Annotated in this window: 16 protein-coding genes; 6 read left to right on the top strand and 10 right to left on the bottom strand. The window is 44.3% G+C overall.

Features of this window, described 5'->3' with window-relative positions; all coding sequences use genetic code 11:
• Positions 1-114 precede the first annotated feature (114 nt).
• The 6 genes from RIN70_RS01500 to RIN70_RS01475 form a co-directional block, all read right to left on the bottom strand.
• Complete coding sequence (locus RIN70_RS01500) at positions 115-1635, bottom strand: ABC transporter permease/substrate-binding protein (RefSeq protein WP_070674734.1); 1521 nt, start codon at positions 1633-1635, stop codon at positions 115-117.
• Positions 1628-2356, bottom strand: a complete 729-nt coding sequence (locus tag RIN70_RS01495) for an ABC transporter ATP-binding protein (RefSeq protein ID WP_070674731.1) — start codon at positions 2354-2356, stop codon at positions 1628-1630. The genes RIN70_RS01500 and RIN70_RS01495 overlap by 8 nt, the downstream gene beginning before the upstream one ends.
• Positions 2349-3203 carry an SDR family oxidoreductase gene (locus RIN70_RS01490; protein WP_070674728.1) on the bottom strand — a complete coding sequence of 285 codons (855 nt, stop codon included), beginning with the start codon at positions 3201-3203 and terminating at the stop codon, positions 2349-2351. The genes RIN70_RS01495 and RIN70_RS01490 overlap by 8 nt, the downstream gene beginning before the upstream one ends.
• Before the next feature lie 18 nt (positions 3204-3221).
• Positions 3222-3671 carry a MarR family winged helix-turn-helix transcriptional regulator gene (locus tag RIN70_RS01485; protein ID WP_070674725.1) on the bottom strand — a complete coding sequence of 150 codons (450 nt, stop codon included), beginning with the start codon at positions 3669-3671 and terminating at the stop codon, positions 3222-3224.
• A gap of 395 nt (positions 3672-4066) precedes the next feature.
• A complete protein-coding gene (gene leuS / locus RIN70_RS01480; RefSeq protein WP_195623504.1) occupies positions 4067-6568 on the bottom strand; it encodes a leucine--tRNA ligase in 2502 nt (833 codons plus the stop codon).
• Between the two features lie 123 nt (positions 6569-6691).
• The gene (locus RIN70_RS01475; RefSeq protein ID WP_313790622.1) at positions 6692-8671 is read right to left on the bottom strand and encodes a peptide ABC transporter substrate-binding protein; all 1980 of its coding nucleotides are present in this window, start codon (positions 8669-8671) and stop codon (positions 6692-6694) included.
• Between the two features lie 165 nt (positions 8672-8836).
• Between RIN70_RS01475 and RIN70_RS01470 the strand changes: the two genes are divergently transcribed.
• Complete coding sequence (locus RIN70_RS01470; RefSeq protein ID WP_080674710.1) at positions 8837-10159, top strand: DUF1958 domain-containing protein; 1323 nt, start codon at positions 8837-8839, stop codon at positions 10157-10159.
• 316 nt (positions 10160-10475) lie between these two features.
• On the opposite strand, the gene RIN70_RS01465 is transcribed toward RIN70_RS01470, so the two are convergent.
• Positions 10476-11567, bottom strand: coding sequence for a glycerol dehydrogenase (locus RIN70_RS01465; RefSeq protein ID WP_070594751.1), 1092 nt, complete (start codon positions 11565-11567; stop codon positions 10476-10478).
• Positions 11568-11969: 402 nt separating this feature from the next.
• A complete protein-coding gene (locus tag RIN70_RS01460; protein ID WP_049482786.1) occupies positions 11970-13865 on the bottom strand; it encodes a M13 family metallopeptidase in 1896 nt (631 codons plus the stop codon).
• A 192-nt stretch (positions 13866-14057) separates the two neighbouring features.
• Between RIN70_RS01460 and RIN70_RS01455 the strand changes: the two genes are divergently transcribed.
• From RIN70_RS01455 to tpx, 4 genes are all read left to right on the top strand, one after another.
• Positions 14058-14780 carry a metal ABC transporter ATP-binding protein gene (locus tag RIN70_RS01455; protein WP_023919584.1) on the top strand — a complete coding sequence of 241 codons (723 nt, stop codon included), beginning with the start codon at positions 14058-14060 and terminating at the stop codon, positions 14778-14780.
• Complete coding sequence (locus tag RIN70_RS01450; protein WP_003004302.1) at positions 14777-15619, top strand: metal ABC transporter permease; 843 nt, start codon at positions 14777-14779, stop codon at positions 15617-15619. The genes RIN70_RS01455 and RIN70_RS01450 overlap by 4 nt, the downstream gene beginning before the upstream one ends.
• 11 nt (positions 15620-15630) lie before the next feature.
• The gene (gene fimA, locus RIN70_RS01445) at positions 15631-16560 is read left to right on the top strand and encodes a metal ABC transporter substrate-binding lipoprotein/fibrin-binding adhesin FimA (RefSeq protein WP_070594750.1); all 930 of its coding nucleotides are present in this window, start codon (positions 15631-15633) and stop codon (positions 16558-16560) included.
• Positions 16561-16638: 78 nt separating this feature from the next.
• Positions 16639-17133 (top strand): thiol peroxidase, encoded by a 495-nt coding sequence (tpx, locus tag RIN70_RS01440; RefSeq protein ID WP_049491046.1) that lies wholly within the window; start codon positions 16639-16641, stop codon positions 17131-17133.
• A gap of 34 nt (positions 17134-17167) precedes the next feature.
• Here the strand turns inward: tpx and RIN70_RS01435 are convergent, their stop codons facing one another.
• Entirely contained in the window at positions 17168-18193 is a 1026-nt protein-coding gene (locus RIN70_RS01435; RefSeq protein ID WP_049491047.1) for a DUF3114 domain-containing protein, read from the bottom strand.
• A 124-nt stretch (positions 18194-18317) separates the two neighbouring features.
• Between RIN70_RS01435 and RIN70_RS01430 the strand changes: the two genes are divergently transcribed.
• Positions 18318-18971 (top strand): metal-dependent transcriptional regulator, encoded by a 654-nt coding sequence (locus RIN70_RS01430; RefSeq protein ID WP_070594749.1) that lies wholly within the window; start codon positions 18318-18320, stop codon positions 18969-18971.
• A 21-nt stretch (positions 18972-18992) separates the two neighbouring features.
• Here the strand turns inward: RIN70_RS01430 and dtd are convergent, their stop codons facing one another.
• Positions 18993-19436 carry a D-aminoacyl-tRNA deacylase gene (gene dtd, locus RIN70_RS01425; protein WP_049486459.1) on the bottom strand — a complete coding sequence of 148 codons (444 nt, stop codon included), beginning with the start codon at positions 19434-19436 and terminating at the stop codon, positions 18993-18995.
• Between the last annotated feature and the right edge of the window lie 58 nt (positions 19437-19494).

Below are 19494 nucleotides of genomic sequence, written 5' to 3'. Positions count from 1 at the left end.
CAATGGAGAGTTTTTTAAGAGAAGGTCTCCCCCTCTATAACAAAAGCTTGCTGAAAGGGTTAAAATTGCTTTCTATTAAAAAATCCTCAAGTGCGAAGACTTGAGAATTATTTGTTAATTTTTAATAACCCTTTCTTTTACCAAAAAGTCACGTGCCACTTGATTAGCTGACTTGCCTTCTACTCCGACTTGGTAGTTCATCTGGCTCATTTGCTCTGCTGTGATTTTACCAGCTAACTTGTTTAGAATGCCTTCCAATTCTGGATGTTTCTTAAGAAGAGCTTCTTTCATGAGGGGCGCCCCTTGATAAGGTGGGAAGAGTTGCTTATCATCTTCAAGGACCACCAGGTCATAGCGAGCCAGCTCGGCATCCGTTGAGTAAGCATCTGTGATCTGGATGTCACCGGACTGGATCGCCTGGTAGCGAAGGGCTGGCTCCATGGTGGAGACTTGTAGATGGAGTCCGTAAACCTTCTGCAAGCCCTTGTTCCCGTCCTCTCGGTCATTAAACTCCAAGGTAAAGCCTGCCTTGAGTTGTCCTTCCACCTTTTTCAAATCTGAAATGGTCTTGAGGCCATACTCTTGGGCAATTTTCTTAGGCACCGCGACAGCATAGGTATTCTGATAAGCCATGGGTTTGAGCAAGGCCAGGTCGTCTTGTTTCTTGATCCCATCTCGAGCCGCTCGATAGACTGCTTCTGGATCATGGCCGACTTGCGGCGCCGGCTTGAGGAGACTTTCGGTCACGGTCCCTGTAAACTCTGGATAGATAGCAATATCCCCTTTTTTCAGAGCTTCAAAGAGGAAGGTGGTTTTTCCAAAATTTGGTTTAACAGTCACTGTCATGTCCGTGTTTTCTTCGATCAAAATCTTGTACATATTGGCTAGAATTTCCGGTTCAGGACCCAACTTCCCAGCAATAACCAGGTTTTCTTTTTCCGGTTTGGGAAGAAGACTTGGTGTATAGCTAGCTCCCAATCCGATAACCATTACCGCAAAAGCCGCAAAGATGGTCCGCAATTTGGCCTTTTCCATCCATTTGAGAAGAAGGTTAAAGGCGATGGCCAAGAAGGCAGAAGACAGGGCACCGATTAAAATCAGACTGGCATTATTGCGGTCAATCCCTAGAAGGATAAAGGAACCGAGTCCCCCTGCTCCAATCAAGGCAGCTAGGGTAGCCGTCCCGATAATCATCACAGCTGCTGTCCGAATCCCAGACATGATGACGGGCATGGCCAAGGGAATCTCAAACTTCTTGAGTCGCTCCCACTTGGTCATCCCAAAGGCGATTCCCGCTTCTTCAAGACTTGGGTCAATCCCCTGCAAACCGGTGATGGTATTTTGGAGGATGGGGAAAATGGCATAGATGACGAGAGCTGTCAAGGCCGGAAGTGTTCCAATTCCCATGATGGGAATGAAGAGCCCCAAAAGGGCCATGGAAGGAATGGTCTGGAAGATCCCAGCCACCTGTAAAACCCAGTTGCTGGCTCTCTTGCGTGTACTTAAATAAATAGCCAGAGGGACAGCCAGAAAAATCGCAAGGAGTAAGGTCAGTAATGACAGTTGCAAATGTTGCCCCAGTGCAGTGAGCCAGTCTCCAAAACGTTCTTGAAAGGTTGCAAGTAGTTTAGACATGGTGAGCACCTCCAAATAAATCTGCCACAAAGTCGTTAGCTGGCTGGGCTAGAATGGTCTCAGAATCTGCCACCTGCACAATTTCTCCTTCTTGTAGCACCGCAATCCGATCGCCTAATTTCAAGGCCTCGTCTGTGTCATGGGTCACAAAAATAGTGGTCATACCGAATTCTTTGTGCAATTCTTTGGTAAGAGCCTGCAACTGCTTGCGAGAGATGGCATCCAAGGCTGAAAAAGGTTCGTCCATGAGTAAGATTCTCGGCTCTGCAATGATAGCCCGCACAATCCCAATCCGTTGTTGCTCCCCACCAGACAGCTCATGGGGTTTGCGATCAGCGTAATCAGAAGCTGGAAGGCCTACTTTTTCTAAAAGTTCGACTGTTTTGGAAGCCACTCGCTCCTTGCCCCAGCCCTTCATCTCAGGAATGAGAGCGATATTTTCCGCAACTGTCAAATTAGGAAATAGAGCAATGGCTTGAAGCACATAACCAGTAGAAAGACGTAATTCGCGTTCATCATAGTCCTTGATGCGTTTTCCATCCATATAGATATTGCCATCAGTTGGCTCCAAAAGACGGTTAATCATCTTGATCATGGTGGTTTTTCCAGATCCTGAAGGGCCTACGAGGACCATAAATTCTCCAGCTTCAATACGGAGATTGACATCTTTTAAAATGTCCTTATCCGTGTAGCGCAAGGCTACATTTTTATATTCAATCATATTCTTCCTCAATAAGTTTTCTGTCTCTAAGAGTATCCAATAGGCTACTTGCCGGATGTCCTAGAATTTTTTCGATATCTGTTGAAACCCCAGCTTGTTCCCCAGCTTTAATCGCTGTATAGGTGCTGACCCAGGCATCGTACTCCCAAGTTTGTGCTGGCCATTTTTTCCGTGACTCATAAGCTTCTTCTACTGTTTCATCCACATACGCGATGGTGTCACCGGTCTCTTTTGAGAGAAGCGCTACGATTTCTTCCATGGAAAGATCCTCTGGCCCTGTCAGATTCAAGGTTTGATTTTCCCACTCCTTAGGATTTAAAAGAATTTCTGCTGCAACCCTAGATGTGTCCTTACGGGCAACAGCTGACACAAGACCACTGCCTGCAGGACCACGAATCTCTCCATTTTCAAGCGCCATATCAATCAGGAAGTCCAAGTAAAAATTATCTCTCAAAAAAGTGTAGGTGAACCCTAACTCCTTGATATAGGCTTCCGTCTGGGCATGATCTCGAGACAAGGTGAAAGTTGCCTTCTCATCTGCCCCATAAAAGGAGGTATAGACGATATGCTCTACTCCTGCTAGCTTTGCAGCATCTAAAAAGTCCTTGTGTTCCTTGACACGCTCTGGATTTTCCCGAGCAGAAACCATCAACAAGATATCAATACCCTTTAAGGCCTCAACCACCTCTGGTGTATTGGCATACACTATTTTACGAATTTCCGCTGACGCATTGATCTTTGCACGCTCTGGGCTTCGTGCTAGATGGACTGAAGCGATTCCCTTCTTATAGGCAAGATTAGCCACATAAGAACCTAATTTCCCTGTTACCCCTGTAATACCAATCATAACTGTTACTTCCTTTCCTTAGATGTCATTCTCTTTAGCTTTTAGATTTGAGATAATGCGCTCTTGATACTCCTCAAATTCTCGGATTTCTTGATCCGAAAATCCTTGATAGAAAATCTCACCCAGTTCCTTACTAACACGATCCCCAATTTCCTTTTGTGCCCAACCGAGGTCTGTCAAAGAAATATATTTTTTCCTTTTATCCTGCGTACAAGGTTGAATCGTAACCAAGCCTTGTTCTTCCAATTTCTTAACCATGCTGGTCAATGTATTATTGGCTAGACCCGTCGCAAGAGCGATATCGGTCGCAGTAGCGCACCCCAACTCTTGCTTCCACAAAATCGTTAAAATTTTCCCCTGTTCACTTCGGTATTGGGCATCTGGTTCCTTGCTCAAGAGTTTTTGAAAAAGTCGCCCGTTCAACAAGCGTATCTGTAAAGCTTGGTAGCCCCCTTGCATCTTGTCCATTTTGTCTCCTTTTTATTTCTATACCGAAATATCACAGTCATTGTATCACCGTTCGTTACATCTGTCAACTATTTCGATATAGAAATAACATTTTCCTTGGAAGAAGAGAAACATTTAAACTCCTTGTAAAACAACACTGAGTTTTACATATGTTCACTGTAATGCAGAATGAAATTTGTTAAAAAGCTTCGGTAGGTTTCTTCCTACCGAAGCTTTTTTGATATCACGCATCCAACCAACAACTATTTTCAAACCGACTCTTTGCCTTTTCACAAAAATCCTCCAGAGCTAAGCTCCGAAGGATTTATTTTTATTTCACAACGATACTAACCAATTTAGTTGGCTTCAATAGTCCAGTGGACTATTGAAGGTGGCAGATAGGGCTAATAAACTGGTTATTTAACAACGATATTAACGAGTTTATTAGGGACACTAATCACTTTCACGATTTCTTTGCCATCAATCTCTGATTTGACTTTTTCGTCAGCCAGAGCGACTTCTTGCAATTCTTCGCGTGACAGGTCTTTTGCGACCATGAGTTTAGCACGGACTTTTCCTTTGATTTGAACGACGATTTCGATTTCGTCTTCAATCAATTTGCTTTCGTCCCATGTTGGCCAAGCTACGTAAGAGATTGACTCACCGGTTGCTGCGACTGTTTGCCAGAGTTCTTCTGCTAAGTGAGGCGCAAATGGGGCAATCAATTGGATAAAGCCTTTGGCGTAGTCTACATAAAGTTTGTCTTCCTTGTTGGCAGCATTGACAAAGACCATGAGTTGGGCAATAGCTGTGTTGAACTTCATAGACTCGATTTGCTCTGTAACAGCTTTAACAGTTTCGTTGTAAACCTTGTCTAGAGCGCCATTGTTTTCCGCAACGATTTCTTTACTTGTAATCAAACGGTAAACACGGTCGAGGAATTTACGGCTTCCTTCCAATCCTTCTTCAGACCAAGCGATGGAAGCGTCAAGTGGTCCCATGAACATTTCATAGACACGAAGGGTATCGGCACCGTATTGTTCCACCACATCGTCTGGGTTGACCACATTCTTGAGGGATTTAGACATCTTAGCTGGTGCTTGCTCCAACTCTTCTCCTGTTTCCACATGGAAGAAGGAACCATCACGTTTTTCAACCTTGTCAGTCGCTACAAGAGCTCCACGGTGGTCACGGTAGCTAGTTCCCAAGATCATTCCTTGGTTAAAGAGTTTTTGGAATGGCTCTTTAGTCGGTACAACACCAAGGTCATAGAGGAATTTATGCCAGAAACGAGCGTAAAGCAAGTGAAGAACAGCGTGTTCTGCACCACCTACGTAGATATCGACTGGCAACCATTGTTTGAGGAGGTCCTCGTCAGCCAATTTCTCAGTGTTGTGTGGATCGATATAGCGGAGGTAGTACCAGCTTGAACCAGCCCATTGTGGCATCGTATTCGTCTCACGACGACCTTTGACACCATCTTCGCGGGTGACTTCCAGCCAGTCTGTCAAGTTAGCCAATGGGCTTTCACCAGTACCTGAAGGGCGAATGTCCTTGGTTACTGGCAAGACAAGTGGGAGTTCACTTTCTGGAACAGCTGTTGAAGTTCCATCTTCCCAATGAATGATTGGGATTGGTTCACCCCAGTAACGTTGACGGCTAAAGAGCCAGTCGCGGAGACGGTAGGTAACCTTTTCTTGACCAAAGCCTTTTTCTTCTAGCCAAGACACGATTTTAGCAATCGCTTCTTCTTTGTTAAGTCCATCTAGGAAGTCAGAGTTGACGTGAAGTCCATCTTCAGTATAGGCAGCTTCTGCTACATTTCCACCTTCCAGCACTTCTACGATTGGAAGACCAAACTGGTTAGCAAATTCCCAGTCACGCTCATCGTGGGCAGGTACGGCCATAACGGCACCTGTTCCATAACTAGAAAGAACATAGTCGGCAATCCAGATTGGGATTTCTTTACCATTGACAGGGTTGATGGCATAAGCACCAGTCCAAACCCCTGTTTTTTCCTTAGCAAGGTCAGTACGAGCTAAGTCTGATTTAAGGCTAGCTTGGTGTTTGTAGTCCGCTACAACTTCAGCTTGTTCAGGTGTCGTGATGTCATCTACTAGTTCATGTTCAGGCGCCAAAACAGTGAAGGTCGCACCGAAAAGAGTATCTGGACGAGTCGTAAAGACTGTGAATTCCTTGTCAGTCCCTTTTACTTTGAAGGTGACATTGGCACCAGTTGATTTACCAATCCAGTTGCGTTGCATGTCCTTGATAGACTCTGGCCAGTCAAGGTCATCCAAGTCGTTGAGCAAACGTTCCGCATAGGCAGTGATTTTAAGCATCCATTGGCGCATTGGTTTGCGGACAACTGGATAGCCACCACGCTCAGAGGTTCCATCTGGAAGAACTTCTTCGTTAGCGATAGCTGTTCCTAGTTCCTCAACCCAGTTTACTGGTACTTCAGCTTCATAAGCCAAACCTTTTTCGTAAAGCTTAGTGAAGATCCATTGCGTCCACTTGTAGTAGTTTGGATCTGTCGTATTGACTTCACGGTCCCAGTCGTAAGAGAAGCCAAGCGCATTGATTTGGCGTTTGAAGTTAGCGATGTTTTCTGCTGTGAATTCCGCTGGGTCATTCCCTGTATCCATAGCGTATTGCTCAGCAGGCAAACCAAAAGCATCCCATCCCATTGGGTGAAGGACATTGTAACCTTGCGCACGTTTGAAACGGCTAAGGATATCTGTTGCTGTGTAGCCTTCTGGGTGTCCTACGTGAAGACCCGCTCCAGATGGATAAGGGAACATGTCCAATGCATAAAACTTAGGTTTTGAAGCATCTGTTCCTGTCTTAAAGGTGTGATGGTCAGCCCAGTATTTTTGCCACTTAGGCTCGATTTCTTTATGATTGTAAAAACTCATAGCGTCTCTCCAATTTTCGTGATGCTCCTATTATACCATTTTTAGGCGATTTTTAAAGGTTCAGACAAAGAAAAAGACAGGTCCCATACGGGACCTGTCTTTCCTGTTTTCTTCAAGAAAAGTCTATTTCACATGCTTTTCAAGTTCTTCTTGCGCTTTTTTATTGGATTTTTCTTTTTCTTTCTTCCATTGATCACGCGCTTTGTCGTAGTCTTTAGCCGATACGACCTTGTCTTGAACTTCTAAATATTTATAGTTGAAGGATTGACCCTTGTGGCCTGTCCAAGCAAAGGCTGCAGAGTATGGTACAGTCTTACGAACGACTGGAGAAGCTCCATCCGAATGAATCGGAATCAAGAGGGCACTATCGGTCAACCAAGCTTGAGCGGCAGCATATTTTTCGTAACGCTTGTTCACATCTTTGGTTTCATTGTGCGCATCTTCGATCAATTGATCATATTCATCAAAACCAGCTGCTTTTGCGGCTGCATTATCCGTACCAGCATCGAATCCAAAGTAAGAATTGGCGTTTTCGCCGGATTTACCACTAGTGATATCGATGTAAGAAGATGGGTCCGTATAGTCTGGTCCCCAACCCAAGTTATTGTTCAAATCCCAGTCTTGTTGCGAAGCACTTTCAGCAAAGTAGGTAACCCGTTGCAGATCATCTTCAGAAATCATATTCAAATCGATGACAATATTTTCTGCTCCTAGTGTAGATTCAACTGACTGTTTAAAGGATTGAGCTTGTTTGATCCCTTCTGTATAAGTTGAAGAAGTTGGAAGGTCTAAATGAATTGGGAATTCAACTCCTTGAGCCTGCAAATCTGCCTTGGCTTTGGCAAACTCTTCTTTGGCCTTGGTTGGATTGTAGAGGGTGTCTTTTCCATCTGCGACAGAGACCCCTTTCCATTCATCCCCATAAGCTTCTAAGTCTTTTTCTACTGCATCACCAAATTGTTTGCCATCGATTTGGACAAAGTTTGGTGGCGTAAAGGTATTACGGATCACCTTATTGGCACCCGCTTCCCCGTTAGTTTGCGCTACATAAGCCTTGCGGTTGAAGGCAAACATAATGGCTTGACGGAAGTCTTTATTTAAGATTGCTTTCTTAGTTGAAGTCTTTTGAGCATCCGTGGTCTTCTTTGTGATTTCATAAGCCTGACGGTCAATGTTGAAGGAAAGATTGTAGGTAGAGGAACCTTGGTCAGTATAGACAATGTCGTCCTTATGCTTCTTCTCTACACTCTTATAGTTAGAACCATTTGGGAAAACACGGGCAACTGTATAGTCGCCGTTATCAAACCCACGAATCAAGGATTCTGAGTCTTGTCCATCATAATAGGTCAGCTTGACTTTACTGATCTTAACATTATCCGCATCCCAGTATGTTGGGTTCTTTTCCAATATCGCAGAAGATTTAGAAGTGATAGATTTGATCAAATAAGGACCGCAGTAGAGGATACTAGATGGAGAAGTTCCTTGACCATAGTCATCTCCTTTAGATTTCAGGAATTCTTCATTGACCGGCATCAAGATCCCCATCGTAGTCTTGGAATTCCAGAAACTTTCTGGTTGGCTCAAGGTATATTGAACGGTGTAATCGTCAATAGCTTTCACACCAACAGTTGAGAAATCAGATGTCTTCCCTGAAACATAATCATCCAAACCTTTGACAGATTTTTGGACCAAGTAAATCGCTTGTGATTTCTTATCTGCCGCGTGTTTGAGACCTGTCACAAAGTCTTGGGCCTTAACCTCTCCTCCATATTCTTCCCCTTCAGAAGTCATCCATTTGACCCCTTTACGGAGTTTATAAGTATAGGTCAAGCCATCCTTGGAAACAGTCCAGTCTTTAGCAAGCGATGGGATCAAGTTCCCGTACTTGTCCACTTCCAACAAGCCATCTATCGCATTTCCTGTAAACTCGGAAGTCGATTTTTTATTGGAAATCGAGTAGTCTAAGGTATCCGGATCCTGGGTATAGACATAGCTAAATGTCTGACCACCAGAGCTACTAGATTTCCCTCCTGAGCAGGCTGCCAGTACACCAGCTGATAAAAGCAGAGCGCTGGTAGCTAAGAGTACCTTCCCTTTGTTCATATAAATCACCTCATTGTAAAAAATGTTATACTCAATTTAAATTATAGCACTTTCTAGGGAAATGTAAACGCTTTTACTGCGAAATTATTCTATTTTTCCTTTATTTTTTCAATTTCTACTTTTTCTAAAATTTTTTCAAGTTGAATCCCTGGCCTGTATGATATAATGGAATCTATGAATTATGTGAGACATTTACACAAACGACTAAAACACAGCCTCTTGTCCCTCCTTGTAGGAGTCTTGACATTAGGCCCTATTTCCACTGCCTTTGCGGACGACATCTACCAGCAAGAAGATGTCATGAAAATCGCAGCTGATGCTGGACTGGTATTGGACGATTTTTACAAGCCTAAGGCTGACATCGTCATCGACGCCAATACTGGAGCCATTTTGTACGGAGACAATATCGACACGGTCCGGGACTCCGGAAGCATGGCCAAACTCATGAGTGCCTATGTGGTCTTTCGGGCCCTTAAGGAAGGCAAGATCAAATATGATACCGTGGTCACAGCAACAGAGGCAGACCAAGCCATCTCGGAAAACAATCTGTTAAGTAACTCACCTATTGTAGCTGGTGTTGACTACAAGGTATCTGAATTGATCAAGATGCTCTTTGTTCCATCTTCTAGTGCGGCCGTGATTATGCTCGCCAACGCCGTCACTGACAATGATCCCGATAAGTTTTTGGACTTAATGAATCAGTACGCACAAGAAATGGGGATGAGCCATACAAAATGGCACAATCCAAATGGGGCGATGATTTCGGTCCTTCAGGGCTACTACAATCCTCAGCGCTACGATGTCAATGCCAATAACGAAATTACAGCGCGGGACATGTCTATTCTGGCTTATCACATCGTAAACGACCTGCCAGAAATGTTGGAATACACCAAGCAAGCTCATACTACCATCATGGAAGGTACCCCCTACGAGCAAAGCTATGATAACTACAATACTTCCCTCGAAGGTGGAAAGTTCGCCCTTAAAGGAACAGATGGACTCAAAACTGGATCCAGCCCGACTGCTGACTACAACTACACCGCGACAACCAAGCGGGGGAAACAGCGGATTATCGAAGTCATTTTGGGGGTTGGAAACTACGATGTCGAGATCGCCGAAAGTTACCGCAATCAAATCGGGAATACCTTGGCTGAGAAAATGTTCGCAGACTACCAGTATAAAAAAATCCTTTCTGCAGGCGATCATACCATCGACGGGAAGACAATTCACTTGAAGCAAGACTTCTATGCGACCGTTAAGAAGGGGACGAAGCCAGCCCTTAAACTGGAAGACAACCGCCTAGTCGTTCAGAACGGCTTGCAACAGGTATCTCCAAGTATTAAAGCGGGAGTGGCCGTAAGTGAGTCTAAAACAACGACCTCTAGCAGTAAAAGCAAGGGACTCGATGTTATGTGGCTCTTCTGCTTCCTGCCTGCCGGAATTTTATACCTGATCTTTAAACAAACCGATCCAAAAAGAAGAAAATAGAAAAAGAACTCCCATTACCATAAGGTATGGGAGTTCTTGGTTTGTCGACAAAGTCATCTTAGAAACTTTCCTTAGGTGAGTACGGACGTCAGCGAACTTCGAAGAAGTTCCATGACTTAGTTTTGGACCTAAAGTTCCAAAACTCCCGAGTGCTAGAAACAATCGTGTTTCTAGCACTTTTCTCACGGCGGAAAGTTCCTAAGCATTTTTTAATGAGCCTTAAAAAGTATCTAATTTTAATTTTTTAGGCATCCATTAGTTTGTTTGATGTAAAAAATCAGTTTGTCTACATTATCTGTGAATGACAGATATTGATTTAGTCTAAACCTTGAACGTAGGCATCTACTGCTACGATGGCTTGGGCAATATCAGAAGCCTTCACTTCAAATGGCATTTGATGGATGGTTTCTCCTTCGATGGTGGCCTGTTGGCCAACCTTGAGAAGATCTTCATAACTTGCAGTTTCAAGATGCATTTCTTTCAGAGTGGTTGGCATACCGATTTGTTGATAGAAACGAATGTATTTATTCAATTCTTCCTTCGGACGGTTTTCTAAGAACAATTGAACTAACGTTCCGTAGGCTACTTTTTCACCGTGAGTCAAATGGTGGATGTCCCCAGTAAGGGCTGTAAAGCCATTATGGATGGCATGGGCAGCTGCTAACCCACCACTTTCAAACCCAATACCACTAAGAAGGGTATTGGCTTCAATGATGTTTTCAAGAGCAGGGGTTACGACTTTGGCTTCACAAGCAGCCATGGCTTGGAGTCCATCAGCAAATAAGGTTTCTTCACAACGTTGTGCAATGGCGACACCCGCTAAGGTTTGTCGTTGACCCAACATGGTTTTTCCATTGGCTTGCATTACCGCACGCGCTTCGACCCAAGTCGCTAATCCATCTGCGATTCCAGAAGCGAGCAAACGTTTTGGTGCTTGAGAGATGACTTTGCTATCCACCAAGACCAATTCTGGGTTCTTAGAATAGAAGATATAGCGCTCAAAGGCACCCTCATCCGTATAGATAACCGACAAGGCGGAAACGGGAGCATCTGTAGAGGCGATGGTCGGAGCAATCACAACTGGTGATTTTAGAAGATCAGCAATAGCTTTTGCACTATCGATGGTCTTTCCTCCACCAAGTCCAATGACCAAATCACAGCCATTTTCTTCTGCCAGACTAACCACACGATTGATTTCGTTGTCAGAAGCTTCTCCATTAAAGAAGACTGGCAAAACCGTAAGCCCATTTTGACCAAGGTATTCTTCAAAACGTTTCCCTACGATATCATAAACCACTGAATCACATAGTAAAACAGGGTGAGTCCCTAATTCTGAAATAGATTGCGCATTTTCAAACAAGGCATTTTCCCCTTGAATGTAACGTGACGGACTTGCAAAATTTCTCATAGTCTGCTCCTTTAAAATTTATTTAGTTCACACCCATAGTAGCATTTATTTCTATGAAATTCAAAGAATTATACAAGGCTCCAATCAATTAAATTTATCTGTTCACGCAGTCATTGGAAGCGTTTCATTTTTATTTGATGTATCTTATTATCAAAAATCCCCAAAGCTAGTTTCAGTAGGTTGAAACTTAACTCTGGGGATTTTTATTTTTTTCACGAGCAATCAAGAAAATCAATCGCTTAACTGAAGTTGAGACTACTTCCTTTGATCAACAAAACTAGTATCGCGAAATTGAACTCGCCCTAAAAGCGTCGAGAAAAAGAGAGATTGCCTGGTGGGCATGGCCCACATGGTCAATCTCCTATTTTCTTCTCGCTTTTTTTACGGGCTTAGTATCTTGATTTACCAAATGATCACACGATCTTCTGGTGCGCGCCACATGCCGTCGCCTTCTTTGACATCAAAGGTTTCAAAGAATTCGTCAAAGTTTGGTAATTGGACATTGGTGCGGAGTTTTCCTGGTGCGTGGACATCGACACTTGCGAGGAGTTGCATGTACTCTGTCCGAGCTTTCATGCGCCAGATGCGAGCAAAGTTGGTGAAGAATTCTTCTGCTGAGAAATCTTCCTCTTTCTTAGCGGCTTCAAGGGCTGCAGCGATACCACCGAGGTCTGCTACGTTTTCAGAAACGGTCAATTTCCCGTTGATCTTGGCACCGTAAGAGTCTTGTCCTTCAAACTGATCGATGACTTTTTGAGTCCGAGCGGTAAAGGCTTCGTAATCTTCTGGCTTCCACCAGTCTTTCAAGCTACCGTGCTCATCAAAGGATGCTCCATTGGTGTCAAAGGCGTGGGAGATTTCATGGGCAATGACTGCACCGATTCCGCCGTAGTTGGCTGATGATGATTGGTGAAGGTCATAGAAAGGTGCTTGTAAAATCGCTGCTGGGAAGACGATTTGGTTTTGTTGCGGATCATAGTAGGCATTGACCATATTAGCTGGCATGTGCCATTCGCTCCGATCGACTGGTTGGTTCCACTTGCTCCAAGTATGGGCAATGGAAATTTGAGCCAATTTTTGGGCATTTTCTACCAAGTTTTTGCTCTCGTCGATGATCTTTTTGGCGTATGTTTCTGGTAATTTTTCAGGGTAGCCGATATGCGGTGTGATGACATTGAGTTTGACAATGGCTTTTTCGCGGGTTTCAGGAGCGAGCCAGTCTGCTTTTTCAAGACGATCCTTGTAGACCTCAATCATGGTCGCTACTTTGTGCTCTACATCTGCTTTTGCTTCTGGTGAGAACTTTTCGCCCGCATACCAGAGCCCAAGCGCTTGGCTATAAGGTCCTTCTGCCAAAGCCAAAGCTGCCTTTTCTTTCGGACGTGCTTCTGGTGTCCCTGTGATGGTCCGTCCATATTCACCAGACAGGACACGGATTTCTTCGGTCAAGAAGGAAGTCCAAGAAAGAGCTGCGCCGAGTTTCAATTTAGCATGAAGGGTTTCCCAGTTGGCTGCTGAGTAGAATGTTGGTGCGAATTCCTTCCAGAAACGCTCTTCTGGCACGATGATAGTATCTGGCGTTTGTCCGATCACTTCTGTAAAGAAAGTATCGAGTGGCAATTCTGGAACCAAGGCCTTGAAATCTGCCCATTCATAAGGATGGTAGAGTTTGTTGTACTCTGATTTTTCTTCGTTTGACAAGACATATTTGGCCAATTCTGCATCAGCCGCAATGACCTTATCTAGGATATCTTTGATTTCTTCCTCTGAGAAATCGAATTTTGCCAAGAGTTTTTCAACCATTTGACGCCAAACAGCTAATAACTCTGGTCCTTTTTCATTGTCTTCTTCATAGTAGGTTGTATCAGGCAAAATCAAACCGAGTGCTTCTCCCCACAAGACATTCATTTGGGCATTCATAAAGTCTGGTGACACGCTAAATGGCAAGAGATTTGGTTTGCCAGCTAGCTCATAGGTGCCCAACTTGCTGGTATAGTCTTCAAAGGAAGATAAGGCCTTGATTTCGTTGATCAAGGGCATAGCTGGAGCCACACCAGCTGCTTCCCGTGCATCAAAATCTGCCACCATTTTGTGGTATTTGACAAAGTTTTGCAGAATGCTATCTTCAGGCAATTCTTCTCCTCTTTGCCATTTTCCGGTAATATCCAACATCAAGTTTTCGATATCTTGGATCAAGTCCATAAAACCACCGGTTGACGGTTTGTCATCTGGAATCACAGCTGTCTCAGCCCATGCCCCATTGACGTAATCATAAAAATCATCTTGTAAACGTACCATGATCTTCTCGCTTTCATTCTTTTGTAATAACCTTATCAAAAATAGGAACTTTTTTCAATGATTTCAAGAGATTTAAGTTGAATTATTTTAAAAATTAACTTGACTTAACTTTTTATTCGTGTATAATTATTTCAAAAATTAACTTGACTTAATTTTTTTATTCATGTATATTAATGGTAAAGGAGCAAAATCATGATTCAAATTGAACATCTCAGTGTTGCTTACCAGCAAACACTGGCCTTGGAGGATCTTTCCCTCACCATCCAGGGTCCAACCATCCTAGGCATTCTTGGCCCCAATGGGGCTGGAAAATCAACCCTAATCAAGGCCATGCTAGGACTTCTCCCTCATGCGGGAAAGGTCCAGCTCGATCAAAAAGATCTCAGCCAAGTTCTTCAACGGGTGGCCTACGTCGAACAGAAATCCGCTATTGATTTCCACTTTCCCATCACGGTGAGAGAGTGCATCTCACTGGGTCTTTATCCCCACCTTTCTATCTTCAAGAGAAAAAGCAAAGAAGATCTCCAAAAAGTGGAAAATGCCTTGAAACTTGTCAATCTTCTTGATCTAGCGGATCGCCAGATCGGCCAGCTTTCAGGAGGGCAATTCCAACGGGTGCTGATCGCCCGCTGCTTGGTCCAAGAAGCGGATGTCATTTTTTTGGATGAGCCCTTCGCAGGGATTGACTCTGTCAGCGAAGACATCATCATGCAGACCCTCCAGACCTTGAAACAAGAAGGCAAGACCATTCTGATCGTCCATCACGACCTCAGCAAGGTCCCAGCTTATTTCGACCAGGTCCTCCTCCTTCATCGTAAACTGATTGCATTTGGGAAAACAGAGGAAACCTTTACCAAAGAAAATCTGCATGCAGCCTATGGGCATGAACTCTTTATAGGAGGTGGCGTCGGATGATTACAGAATTTATCGATGGATTACAGCAATTCCACTTCTTACAGAATGCCCTGATCACAGCCATCGCCATCGGGATTGTCGCTGGAGCCGTTGGATGCTTCATTATTTTAAGAGGCATGTCTCTCATGGGAGACGCTATCTCACACGCAGTTCTTCCTGGTGTGGCTCTCTCCTTTATCCTGGGCATCAATTTCTTTATTGGCGCTATTGTCTTTGGCCTCCTGGCGTCCGTCCTTATCACCTATATCAAGAGCAACTCCATCATCAAGAGCGACACTGCAATTGGGATTACCTTTTCTTCTTTCCTCGCCTTAGGAGTCATCCTGATTGGAGTCGCTAAAAGTTCCACCGACCTTTTCCACATCCTCTTTGGGAATATCTTGGCCGTCCAAGACCGGGATATGTGGATAACCATCGGTGTTGGTGCTGCGGTCTTGCTGGTGATTGTCCTACTCTTTCGACCCTTACTGCTCACATCTTTTGATCCTGTTCTGGCTCAATCCATGGGCGTCCGGGTCAAGGTCTATCACTACCTCCTTATGGTGCTCTTGACCTTGGTTTCTGTCACTGCTATGCAGAGTGTCGGAACCATTCTCATCGTCGCCATGCTCATTACACCCGCTGCGACGGCCTATCTCTATACCAATAGTCTCTGGTCCATGATGCTCCTTTCATCCGGATTAGGTGCTCTTGCATCCATCCTGGGACTCTTTATTGGCTATAGCTTAAACATCGCCGTCGGGTCTTGTATTGTCCTCACTTCTGCTGTCTTCTTTCTCATCAGCTTCTTTATCGCTCCTAAGCAGAGAAAGAATAAGCACGCTCTTTCATCTCATTAAAGGAGAAACACATGAAAAAAACCGCTTCTATCCTCGCCCTCTTTGTGGCGCTCTTATTTGGTCTGTTGGCCTGTAGCAAAGGCTCTTCTTCTGGAGCTTCTGGTAAATTGAAAGTGGTCACCACCAATTCAATCCTTGCAGATATAACTAAAAATATTGCTGAGGATAAGATCGATCTGCACAGTATCGTTCCTGTCGGCAAAGATCCTCACGAGTACGAACCGCTTCCAGAAGATGTCAAAAAGACTTCGCAAGCAGACCTCATCTTCTACAACGGGATCAACCTCGAAACCGGTGGCAATGCTTGGTTTACTAAATTGGTCAAAAATGCCAATAAAGTTGAAAACAAAGACTATTTCGCAGCTAGCGACGGAGTCGACGTCATCTACTTGGAAGGCCAAAACCAAGCTGGAAAAGAAGACCCTCACGCTTGGCTCAATCTCGAAAACGGGATCCTCTACGCTAAAAACATTGCCAAACAATTGATCGCAAAAGATCCCAAAAATAAGGACTTCTACGAAAAAAATCTAGCAGCCTATACTGAAAAACTTAGTAAGCTCGACCAAGAAGCCAAACAAAAATTCAACAATATCCCAGAAGAGAAGAAGATGATTGTAACCAGTGAAGGCTGCTTCAAGTACTTCTCCAAAGCCTACGGCGTCCCATCTGCCTATATCTGGGAAATCAATACGGAAGAAGAAGGGACACCTGACCAAATCAAAACGCTGGTAGAAAAGCTCCGGCAAACCAAAGTACCGGCCCTCTTTGTCGAATCCAGTGTCGATGAGCGTCCTATGAAAACTGTGTCTAAGGATACCAATATCCCGATCTATGCAAAGATCTTCACTGACTCGATTGCCAAAGGAGGAGAAAAGGGCGATAGCTACTACAGCATGATGAAGTGGAACTTAGACAAGATCGCAGAAGGATTGAGTCAGTAGACCATTCAGATTTCTAAACAAATCAGTGGTCCCTCCACCGGTATTGCGGTACAATAAAAACAAAAAAGGAGTCTTTTTATGGCAACATTTTTAGGAAACCCTGTGACCTTTACCGGATCTCAACTTCAAGTAGGGGAAATGGCCCATGATTTTTCATTGATCACTCCAGCTCTTGAGAAGAAATCTTTAGCTGATTTCGCTGGCAAGAAAAAAGTCCTCAGCATCATCCCATCTATTGACACTGGTATCTGTTCCACTCAAACACGTCACTTCAATCAAACCTTATCGGATATGGAAGACACTGTCGTCTTGACGGTCTCTGTCGACCTTCCTTTTGCTCAAGGTAAATGGTGCGCTGCTGAAGGGCTCGACAATGCCATCATGCTCTCAGACTACTACGACCATTCCTTCGGGAAAGCATACGGCCTCTTGATCAATGAATGGCACCTACTTGCGCGTGCTGTCTTGGTCTTAGATGCGGATAACAAGGTTACTTACGTTGAATACCTAGAAAATATCAACAGCGAACCAAATTACGACGCTGCAATCGAAGCCGTCAATGCGCTTGGATAAATGAAAAAAGAGGTCTGCGACCTCTTTTCCATTGCTATAAAATCCGATGAAGTCCATTCTGTAGGAGGACGCGCCAGCGTAAGCGAGGGATGCCTCTGAGGAAACTCCGCACGCGCTGTGCCACTTGTTGCTTGTAGCTCTTGCCTCCTTGTGCAAAGACCCCTTTTCGACTCCAGTAGCCTTCGACACTGCGATCATTTTTAGGGGCTAGATAGCGAACACCTTGACGATAAAGGACCTGCTTCCGAAAGGCTGGGTCCCAAGCTTTGACGGGGTCAATATCTAAGTCCTTATGGGTCCGTCCCCTAGCCAGCCCGTAGTTAAAACTAGCCCCATTGACAATGCCATTTTCAGAAACTTCTACTGGATCGACTTCATTGAGAAAACGCCCGGCTTGATCGAGAATATACTCCGTATGAAAATTTAACAAGACCTTGAAATTGACTTGTTGGGAGGCCCCTGATGGATAATGAAGGTGACCATCTGGCCCTAGGGAGACCTTATTGTGAAGGCGGGCAGCCGCATAAGCATCCACCGTGACCGCTCTAGCCTTTTGTATGTAAGCTTGTAAGGCCTCCTCGTCAGTCTGTCCAGCTCTGGCCTTATGCGTCCGAATCCATTGGGCTTGGTAACTTGAAAGTAGGTAGCGTAACTGGTGAACCTGGCGTTTCAAGAGCTGATCTCCCGACTGATCTGCTAAGGGATCCTTTTCAAAGGCGATTTGCACGACGTGTGAAAAAGCCTTCCAAAAGTCGGAACCTGGCGGACAATCTGGAGACATCCTACTCAGAAGAAAGGCTGTTTCTTCACAAGTTCCGGACAGGTCACTTGGCATAAGAAGAATTTTCATGACTCCCCTCAGCAAGTCTTGGGCAGCCGTTTCCGTTAGATCTTTGATCTCTTGAAACCACATGTTTTGAAACAGAGGACTGGCAAAGAAAAAGACAGACTGGTATTGTTCTTGGTAGGCTTGTGGATCTTTCAATCCCTGCAAGTGCTTCTCTAGATAGGCTAAACTACTCTCTCTCCAGCCTAATCTCACTAATTCCCGTCTGTTCATAGTGCCGTCCTTTCTATGCTACTATACTACCATCTTTTGGAGCTTGAGACAATTCTCATTACTCCACTAGCGTTTTTGAGGATATTTTTGATATACTAGAAGTGAGCGAAGAAAAGAGGAAAGCATGACACCAAACAAAGAAGATTACCTCAAGTGCATTTATGAAATTGGCACAGAAGTAGAAAAAATTAGCAACAAGGAAATCGCGAGTCGCATGCAGGTCTCTCCACCCGCTGTGACCGAGATGATTAAGCGCATGATCTCAGAGGGTCTCTTGGTGAAGGACAAGTCTCGTGGGTATTTGCTAACGGATCTAGGATCGCAGTTGGTCTCTGATCTCTACCGCAAGCACCGCTTGATCGAAGTATTTCTTCTGGAAAAACTTGACTATACAACTGAAGAAGTCCATGAAGAGGCAGAAGTTCTCGAGCATACCGTTTCTGAACATTTCATTGACCAGCTGGATCACATGCTTGGAACTCCTAAGACCTGCCCTCACGGTGGGACAATTCCAAAGAAAGGCGAAAGGCTTGTCGAAGCCTACCAAGACCGTCTCAGCGAAGCGATCCAACCTGGTCTCTATATTCTGCAAAGGGTCCATGACACCTATGAATTGTTAAAATTCTTAGACCAGATCCATCTCCAGATTGGGGATACTATCGCGTTTCAACGATATGATGACTACACAGGCCTCTATCACTTAGTCATCCATGGACAAGAAATTTCTATCAACCAAGTGATCGCCCAACAACTCTATATTGAAAAACATGCAGTCTAATCCGACTGCATGTTTTCTTACTTATGGATTTTTTGTATCTAACAAAATCGTCACTGGACCATCATTGATCAATTCAATCGCCATATCGGCCCCAAAGATCCCTCGTTTGACAGGGACTTCTTTTTCTAATTGATCATTAAAGGCATCATATAACTGACTGGCCATATCTGGCTTGGCAGCCCCTGTAAAAGCAGGACGGTTGCCTTTTTTGGTATCCGCAAAGAGGGTAAATTGAGAGATCGATAAGATTTCCCCTTGGATATCTTTGACCGAAAGATTCATCTTATCTTCCTCATCTGAGAAAATCCGCATCTGCGATACCTTGCGGACCGCATAATCCAAATCCTTCTGGTCATCCTCAGGCCCCACTCCCACTAGGAGCAACAAGCCTTGCTGGATCGCATTGTAGACTTGACCATCAATGGAAACTGAGGCACTCTTAACCCGTTGAATCACTAATTTCATTTGATTATCCTATTTTATAAATCTATTTGGCATTCACTACTAACCTTCAAAGAACATC

Origin of the sequence: Streptococcus parasanguinis (assembly GCF_032163505.1) — a bacterium.
Classification (GTDB): Bacteria; Bacillota; Bacilli; order Lactobacillales; family Streptococcaceae; genus Streptococcus; species Streptococcus parasanguinis_V.
This window is presented reverse-complemented; position numbering and strand designations above follow the sequence as displayed.

What these genes read in the sequence shown, in the direction of transcription:
- RIN70_RS01500 (WP_070674734.1), bottom strand. Translation starts at nt 1,635, where the DNA reads ATGTCTAAACTACTTGCAACCTTTCAAGAACGTTTTGGAGACTGGCTC.
- RIN70_RS01495 (WP_070674731.1), bottom strand. Translation starts at nt 2,356, where the DNA reads ATGATTGAATATAAAAATGTAGCCTTGCGCTACACGGATAAGGACATT.
- RIN70_RS01490 (WP_070674728.1), bottom strand. Translation starts at nt 3,203, where the DNA reads ATGATTGGTATTACAGGGGTAACAGGGAAATTAGGTTCTTATGTGGCT.
- RIN70_RS01485 (WP_070674725.1), bottom strand. Translation starts at nt 3,671, where the DNA reads ATGGACAAGATGCAAGGGGGCTACCAAGCTTTACAGATACGCTTGTTG.
- leuS (WP_195623504.1), bottom strand. Translation starts at nt 6,568, where the DNA reads ATGAGTTTTTACAATCATAAAGAAATCGAGCCTAAGTGGCAAAAATAC.
- RIN70_RS01475 (WP_313790622.1), bottom strand. Translation starts at nt 8,671, where the DNA reads ATGAACAAAGGGAAGGTACTCTTAGCTACCAGCGCTCTGCTTTTATCA.
- RIN70_RS01470 (WP_080674710.1), top strand. Translation starts at nt 8,837, where the DNA reads ATGGAATCTATGAATTATGTGAGACATTTACACAAACGACTAAAACAC.
- RIN70_RS01465 (WP_070594751.1), bottom strand. Translation starts at nt 11,567, where the DNA reads ATGAGAAATTTTGCAAGTCCGTCACGTTACATTCAAGGGGAAAATGCC.
- RIN70_RS01460 (WP_049482786.1), bottom strand. Translation starts at nt 13,865, where the DNA reads ATGGTACGTTTACAAGATGATTTTTATGATTACGTCAATGGGGCATGG.
- RIN70_RS01455 (WP_023919584.1), top strand. Translation starts at nt 14,058, where the DNA reads ATGATTCAAATTGAACATCTCAGTGTTGCTTACCAGCAAACACTGGCC.
- RIN70_RS01450 (WP_003004302.1), top strand. Translation starts at nt 14,777, where the DNA reads ATGATTACAGAATTTATCGATGGATTACAGCAATTCCACTTCTTACAG.
- fimA (WP_070594750.1), top strand. Translation starts at nt 15,631, where the DNA reads ATGAAAAAAACCGCTTCTATCCTCGCCCTCTTTGTGGCGCTCTTATTT.
- tpx (WP_049491046.1), top strand. Translation starts at nt 16,639, where the DNA reads ATGGCAACATTTTTAGGAAACCCTGTGACCTTTACCGGATCTCAACTT.
- RIN70_RS01435 (WP_049491047.1), bottom strand. Translation starts at nt 18,193, where the DNA reads ATGAACAGACGGGAATTAGTGAGATTAGGCTGGAGAGAGAGTAGTTTA.
- RIN70_RS01430 (WP_070594749.1), top strand. Translation starts at nt 18,318, where the DNA reads ATGACACCAAACAAAGAAGATTACCTCAAGTGCATTTATGAAATTGGC.
- dtd (WP_049486459.1), bottom strand. Translation starts at nt 19,436, where the DNA reads ATGAAATTAGTGATTCAACGGGTTAAGAGTGCCTCAGTTTCCATTGAT.